The 6,888-nt window shown below is 76.3% G+C and carries 5 protein-coding genes; all 5 read left to right on the top strand.

Annotated features, from left to right (window positions below):
• The first annotated feature begins 4 nt into the window (after nucleotides 1-4).
• Nucleotides 5-850, top strand: coding sequence for a thioesterase II family protein (locus ACFUEL_RS31845; protein ID WP_380240397.1), 846 nt, complete (start codon nucleotides 5-7; stop codon nucleotides 848-850).
• Between the two features lies 1 nt (nucleotide 851).
• Nucleotides 852-1,676, top strand: coding sequence for an SDR family oxidoreductase (locus tag ACFUEL_RS31840; protein ID WP_380240395.1), 825 nt, complete (start codon nucleotides 852-854; stop codon nucleotides 1,674-1,676).
• Complete coding sequence (locus ACFUEL_RS31835; protein WP_380240393.1) at nucleotides 1,673-4,684, top strand: non-ribosomal peptide synthetase; 3,012 nt, start codon at nucleotides 1,673-1,675, stop codon at nucleotides 4,682-4,684. Before ACFUEL_RS31840 ends, ACFUEL_RS31835 begins: the two co-directional genes overlap by 4 nt.
• On the top strand, nucleotides 4,681-5,937 hold the full coding sequence (locus ACFUEL_RS31830; protein ID WP_380240391.1) for an ATP-grasp domain-containing protein: 1,257 nt from the start codon (nucleotides 4,681-4,683) through the stop codon (nucleotides 5,935-5,937). The genes ACFUEL_RS31835 and ACFUEL_RS31830 overlap by 4 nt, the downstream gene beginning before the upstream one ends.
• 17 nt (nucleotides 5,938-5,954) lie before the next feature.
• Nucleotides 5,955-6,888 (top strand): AMP-binding protein (locus ACFUEL_RS31825; RefSeq protein ID WP_380240389.1); only part of this gene is annotated, 934 nt, incomplete at its 3' end.

Below are 6,888 nucleotides of genomic sequence, written 5' to 3'. Positions count from 1 at the left end.
GCCGGTGCGGGTCGGGCTGTCTTCCGTCCTGAGGCATTGGCCACGACGGCCGCTCCGTCGGCAGCCCGCGCACGGTCCTCGTGGCGGTCCGACCCGTCAATCCCCGAACTTCCTCCACGGAGCCAAGAGCCCGATGCTTCATGCCACGCCTCTGCTGTGCCTGCCCTTCGCCGGAGCCGGCGCCAGCTTCTACCTGCCCTGGCGCTCCCTCGGCGTCGGGGGCGTCGACGTCCGGCCGCTGCAACTGCCCGGCCGCGAACGCCTGTTGGACCAGGACCCGTACACCAATGTGCAGGACGCGGCCGACGGGCTGCTGGCCGCCGCCCTCGAAGCGGCCGGCGAGGGCCCGGTGGCGGTCTTCGGGCACAGCCTCGGTGCGATCATCGCGTACGAACTGGCCCACCGGATAGCCGACCACGGCGCGGGCGAGCTGGTCCACCTGTTCGTGAGCGGGTCGCAGGGGCCGTGGAACGGCCGGACGGAGCGCGCCACCGGGCTGGACGACGACGCGTTCCTGGCCCGCGTCCAGGAGTTCGCCGGCTACAGCCACCCGGCCTTCGAGATCCCGGAGATGCGGGAACTGCTGCTGCCCGCGCTCCGCGCCGACGTGGAGATGCACGAGGCGTACAAGCCCACCTCCGAGCGCAAGCTCGCCGCGCCCATCACCTCGATCCGCGGCGTCGACGACCACCTGGTCCCGGCCGACGCGGCCGAGCGCTGGCGCGACGCCACCACCGCCGAGTTCACCGCCGTGGACGTGCCCGGTGACCACATGTACCTCGACGCGGACGCCAAGTCCCTGCTCGAACTGATCGCCTCGCGGCTGCGGCCCGCGTCCACGGAGAGCTGACGTGCGACTTTCCCAGAAGACCGCCCTCATCACCGGAGCGGCCCGCGGCCTCGGCCGCGCGTGCGCCCTGCGGTTCGCCGAGGAGGGCGCCGACCTCGTCCTGCTCGACGTGGCCGCGGACATCGCCGACGTGCCCTACCCGCTCGGCACCGCCGACCAGTTGGAGACCACCGCCCGGCTGTGCCGCGAACGCGGCGCCGCCGTGCTGGCCGCCCGGGCGGACGTGCGGCGGCAGGCGGAGGTCGACGCCGTCGCGGCCGACGCCCTCGACCGGTTCGGCCGGATCGACGTCCTGGTCAACAACGCCGGGATCGCGGCCCCCTCCGGCAAGGCCGTCCACGAGATCACCGAGGACGAGTGGGGCGTCATGCTGGACGTCGACCTCGCCGGCGCCTGGCGGACCATCAAGGCCGTGGTGCCGGCCATGGCGAAGCAGCGCTCCGGCAGCATCGTCAACATCTCCTCCACCGCGGGCCTGGTCGGCTACCGCTACTTCGCCGGCTACGTCGCCGCGAAGCACGGCCTGATCGGGCTGACCAAGGCGGCCGCGCTCGACTACGCCGCCCTGCAGATCCGGGTCAACGCCCTGTGCCCCGGCCAGGTCCGCGAGGAGCCGACCCTCGAGGGCCGGATGCTCTCGGAGGTCGCCCGCTCGCTCGGCGTCGCGCCGGAGGACCAGGAGACCGCCTTCCTGGAGTCCCAGCCGATGAACGCGCTGGTCAACCCGGAGGACGTCTCCTCGGCCGCGCTGTGGCTCGCCAGCGACGACGCCCGCCAGGTCACCGGCAGCGTCGTCACCGTCGACGGCGGATTCAGCACGCGATGAGCGCACCCGACCACTCCACCGCGCCCACCGCCCGCACCAGCCAGGAGATCAGCATGTCCACCCGGATCAGCCCGCCCCCGACGGCCGGACCCGGCAGCGCTGCCGACCTCTTCGCGGGGACGGCCTTCGACGCGCGGCCCGCCCGCGCCTGCCACGCCCTCGTCCGCCGGATGCCCGAAGGACTCACCGCCGAGGCGGCCGCCGAGCGGCTGGCCGCCGCCCAGCGCTCCGGCACCCTCCCCGCGGACCTCCGCCTGTGGGTCGAGGAGGTGGCCGCGGCCGCCGCCGACCCCGCCTCCGAGGCGCTGCGCGCCCGCGAGGCCGCCCGGCCGACCGGCCACGGCGGCCGGCTGCGCGCCGTCCTGCTGCGCTACGCCGACGGCCCGGCCGACCTGGTCCTGGTGGCCCACCGCCGCGCCGCCGACAGCGCCGGACTCGACCTCGTCGGCCGGATCCTGGCCGGCACCGCCGACGCCGACGGCGCGCAGCGGCTGACCGCCCCCGGCGACCTGCCCCGGCACACCGCGGTGGACGCCGCCCCGCCCGCCTGGGGCCTGGGCGACCCCCGGCGCGCGGGCCGCACCGGCACGGTGCCGATCGCCCCGGTGGCGATCGCCGCGGAACCCGCCCCCGTCCTGCTCGCCGCCACCGCCCTGCTGCTGTCCCGCTACGCCGACCCGGGCCGGACCGTCGGCCTGCTCACCGTCGACCCCGCCGACCGCGACCGGTTCGCCGCGGTCGACCTGCCGGTCGACGGCGCCACCCCCCTCGCCGACCTGGCCCAGCAGGCCGAGAACGCCCTCGCCGCCGCCGCGCCCGTCGGCGCGGACCGGCCCGTCCCCGCCCTGGGCATCGTGCTGCTCCCCGAGCGGGACGACGCCTACCGGCCCTTCCTGGAACTGCCGTTCCCGGTCACCCTCAGCTGGGACGCCCGGCCGGACGGCACCTTCGCCGGCCGCCTCGACTACGACGGGAGCGCGCTGCACCCCGAGGTGGCCGAGCAACTGGCCCGGCACGCCGGCCGCCTGACGGCCCTGCTCGGTGCCAAGCCCGCCGACGCCCCCGGCGACGGTGCCCGGGTCGGCGCGGACGTCGAACTGGTCACCGACGAGGAGTGCGCGGCCCTGCTCGGCCTCGGCCGGCCGCAGCCCGCCCCCGCCGGGGCGGCCGGCACCGTCCACGCCGCCTTCGCCCGGATCGCCGCCGAACGGCCCGGCGCCACCGCGCTGTCCGACACCACCCGCGAACTGACGTACGCCCAGCTCGACGAGGCCGCCACCCGGATGTCCGCCGCGCTGGCCGAACGCGGCGCCGGACCGGGCACCTTCGTCGGCGTCTGCCTGGAGCGGGACGCCGACCTGGTCACCACCCTGCTCGCGGTGCTCAAGACCGGCGCCGCCTACGTCCCGATGGACCCGCGCTACCCCGCCGAGCGGCTGCGCTGGACCACCGAGGACGCCGGACTGCGCCTGGTGGTCACCACCCTCGACGCCTTCCCCGCCCCCGACGGCGTCACCGCCGTGCACCCGGCCGCGCTGACCGGCTCCACTGCCGCCGCCCCCGAACCCGCCGACGACCCCGACGCGCCCGCCTACGTCATCTACACCTCCGGCTCCACCGGCCGCCCCAAGGGCGTCGTCGTGCCGCACCGCAACGTCGGCGCGCTGCTGGCGGCCACCGCCGACGACATGCGGCTGGGCCCGGACGACGTCTGGACGCTGTTCCACTCCAGCTCCTTCGACTTCTCGGTCTGGGAGATCTGGGGCTGCCTGCTCACCGGCGGCCACCTCGTCGTCGTCCCGTACTGGGTCTCGCGCTCGCCCGAGGAGTTCCACGCGCTGCTCGTCCGGCACCGGGTCACCGTGCTGAGCCAGACCCCCTCCGCCTTCGCCTCGCTGCGCGACGTCCACCTGAACCAGCAACTGCCGCTCGCCCTGCGGCTGGTGGTCTTCGGCGGCGAACCGCTGGACGTGCGCTCCCTGGAGCTGTGGTTCCGGCGCGAACCGCACGACCGGTGCCGGCTGGTGAACATGTTCGGCATCACCGAGACCACCGTGCACGTCACCACCTCCACGGTCACCCCCGTCGAGGTGGCCGCCGGATCCCGCTCGGTGGGAACGGCGCTGCCCGGCTGGAGCCTGTCCGTGCGCGACGCCCGGGGCCGGGTCCAACCCCTCGGCGTCCCCGGCGAGATCCACGTGGGCGGCGCGGGCGTCGCCGACCGCTACCTGAACCGCCCGGAACTCACCGCCGAACGCTTCGTCGACGACCCGCTGACCGGCGAACGCGCCTACCGCAGCGGCGACCTGGGCCGGCTCCGCCCCGGCGGACGGCTCGACCACCTGGGCCGGATCGACGACCAGGTCAAGGTCCGGGGCTTCCGGATCGAACTCGGCGAGGTCAGGTCCGTCCTGCTCGACGACCCCGCGGTCACCGCGGGCGCCGTCGTGCTCCACCAGGGCGACGGCGACGCGGCCGGGGTGCGGCTGGACGCCTACGTGGTCCTGCGGCCCGCCGGCTCGGTGGCCGAGGTCAGGCGCCGGCTGCGCGAGGTCCTCCCCGAGCACATGGTGCCGGCCACCGTCACCGCGGTGTCCGCGATCCCGCTCACCGTCAACGGCAAGGTCGACACCGCCGGGCTGCCCGAGCCCGAGCAGGCCCCCGCGGCCGAGGCCGCCCCCGCTCCTGCGGCCGAGGCGGCGCAGGCCCCCGCGGCGCAGGCCCCCGCAGCGCAGGCCCCCGCGGCACAGGCCCCCGCCGAGGAGAGCCTCGCCGACGTGGTCCTGCGGGCCTGGCGGGCCACCCTCGGACCCGAGGTCGGACCCGACGACGACTTCTTCGACCTCGGCGGCAACTCGCTGCTCGCGGTGCGGCTCTCCGCCGCCCTGCGCCGCGCCGGCCTGCAGTCCGTACCGCTGCGCGACCTCTACCTGCAGCCGACGGCGGCGCGCCTCGCCGCGCACCTGACGGCGCGGCAGTCCGCCGAGGCCGGGGCGGGACGCCCGTGACCGCCCCCGCCCGCCGGACGCCCAGGGTCGCGGTCGTCTACGACCTCGGCTCCGCCACCCCGAACGACATCCTGGCCGCCGCCCACCGGCTCTGCGACGTGCTCTTCGTCGCCGACTTCGACCGGCCCGGCGCCGCCGCCCACCGGCCCGCCATGCTCGCCCTCGCCGAGGTCCTCGACGTCACCGGGCAGGACCCGCCGGAGCGGCTGCGGCTGCTGCGGGAGGCCGCGGTCGACGGCATCGTCACCTACAGCGAGTACCAGCTCGCCGAGACCGCCCGGCTGGCCCACGGCCTCGGCCTGCCCCACCACGACCCCGACCTCGTCCCGGCGCTGGTCGACAAGCTCGTCCAGCGCGGGATCCTGGCCGCGGCCGGCGTCCAGGCCACCCGCTGCGCGGTGATCGGCGGCGACCCGGCGCAGGCGCTCGACCTGGTCGGCCTGCCCGCCGTGATCAAGCCGCGGATCGGCGCGGGCAGCCTGCACACCACCCGGGTGGACACCGCCGAGGAGTTCCTCGCCACGGCCGCCGCCCGCCCGGCCGGCACCGAGTTCGTCGCCGAGCAGATGCTCGAGGGCGACCCCGCGGTGGCCGGCGAGTTCTGGGGGGACTACGTCTCCGTGGAGTCCGTCCACACCGGCTCCGCCTCCCGGCAGGTCTGCGTCACCGGCAAGTTCGCCCTCGCCGAACCCTTCCGGGAGACCGGGATGCTGCTGCCCGCCACCCTCACCGAGGAGGACGCCGCCGCGGCCCTGGCCCTGGAGGCCGCCGCGGTGCGGGCCCTGGGCATCCGGCACGGCATCACCCACACCGAGATCAAGCTGACCGCGGACGGCCCCCGGATCATCGAGGTCAACGGCCGGCTCGGCGGGTACGTCCCGGAGATCCTCCGCCGGGCCACCGGGATCAACCTGGTGCGCACCGCCCTCGAGGTCGCCCTCGGCGGGCAGCCCCGCATCCCGGCCCCGCGCCACCGGGGCGTCACCTACCAGTACTTCCTCACCCCGCCGGCCGTGGCGGGCACCCTCACCTCGGTCGACGGGGTGGCGGAACTCGCCGAGCTGCCCGGCGTGCGCCACGTCGAGACGCACGCGGAACCGGGACGGTCCGTGGACTGGCGCGAGGGCACCCAGAGCCACCTGGGCGTGGTCTACGGCACCGCCCCGGACCACGACGCCCTGCGGAAGGTCGCGGAGGCGATCGACGCCGCCTTCCGCCCCGTCCTCGCGCCGTCCGCCGGCGCGGACGCCTGAGGCAGGAGCACGAAGAGATGGAACGAACGATGCAAGCACCGCAGGACTACCCGCGCGACGCGACGATCCACCAGCTGTTCCTCCGCCAGGCCGCGGCCACCCCCGACGCCCCCGCGGTGCTGGGCGCGCACGGCACGCTGACCTACCGCGAACTCGCCGGACGCTCCGCCGCCCTCGCCGCCCGGATCCGCGCCCACGGGGTGCGCCCCGGCGAACTCGTGGCCGTCCGCGCCGAGCGCAGCCCCGAGTGGGTCGTCGCCAACCTCGCCGTGCTGCGGGCCGGCGCCGCCTACCTGCCGATCAGCCCCGCCGAGCCGGAACGCCGGGTGGAGTACCTGCTCGACGACGGCGGGGTGCGCCTGCTGCTGGGCGACCGCGAGGGCGAACTGCCCGGCGGCCGCGGCACGCAGATGGCGATCGGCGGCGCCCCGGCCCCGGCCCCGGCCGCCGGGAGCGGCGAGGATGGGGAGAGCGACGGCCCGGCCGGGCCCGAGGACCTCGCCTACGTGATGTACACCTCGGGCAGCACCGGCCGGCCCAAGGGCGTCATGGTCTGCCACCGCAACGTGGTCCGGCTGGTCCGTGGCACGGACTTCGTCGCGTTCTCCGACCGGATGCGGGTCCTGCAGACCGGCGCGGTCTCCTTCGACGCGAGCACCTTCGAACTGTGGGGCCCGCTGCTGAACGGCGGCGCGCTCGTCCTGCCTGAGGAGGACGCCGCCCTGGACGCGGGCCGGCTCGCAGCCGCGCTGCGCGAGCACGGCGTCACCACGCTCTGGCTCACCTCGCCGCTGTTCAACCGGCTCGCCCGGCAGGACCCCGCCGCCTTCGCCCCGCTGAGCGACCTCGTCGTCGGCGGGGCCGTGGGCGACCGCGCCCACGACGCCGCCCTGCAGTCCGCCGGACCCCCGGGTGCGGGCGGCAAAGGCTACGGCCCCCCCCACAACCCCA

The sequence above is a fragment of the Kitasatospora sp. NPDC057198 genome (assembly GCF_042670125.1).
In the GTDB taxonomy this organism is placed as follows: Bacteria; Actinomycetota; Actinomycetes; order Streptomycetales; family Streptomycetaceae; genus Kitasatospora.
This window is presented reverse-complemented; position numbering and strand designations above follow the sequence as displayed.